Here is a 390-nt window from a genome sequence, read left to right on the forward strand (position 1 = left end):
GGTAGCTACTTCACCGGCGACGGCTGTCGCCGCGACGAGGACGGGTACTACTGGATCACCGGGCGCGTCGACGACGTCATCAACGTCAGCGGCCACCGCATCGGCACCGCGGAACTGGAAAGCGCACTGGTGCTGCATCCCAAGGTCGCCGAGGCCGCGGTGGTCGGCTTCCCGCACGACATCAAGGGCCAGGGGATCTATGCCTACGTCACCCTCAAGGATGGCGTCGAGTACAGCGAAGAGCTGCGCAAGGAGCTCGTGAAGCACGTGCGCACCGAGATCGGTCCGACCGCGTCGCCCGACCACATCCAGTGGGCACCCGGCCTGCCGAAGACGCGCTCGGGCAAGATCATGCGCCGCATCCTGCGCAAGATCGCCGAGAACGCGCCC

Annotated in this window: 1 protein-coding gene; it reads left to right on the forward strand. The window is 66.9% G+C overall.

Features of this window, described 5'->3' with window-relative positions; genetic code table 11:
- Positions 1 to 390 (forward strand): AMP-binding enzyme (locus tag SB719_RS19115; protein WP_412159598.1); only part of this gene is annotated, 390 nt, incomplete at both ends.

Source organism: Pantoea sp. SIMBA_079, assembly GCF_046940275.1.
In the GTDB taxonomy this organism is placed as follows: Bacteria; Pseudomonadota; Gammaproteobacteria; order Enterobacterales; family Enterobacteriaceae; genus Pantoea; species Pantoea borealis.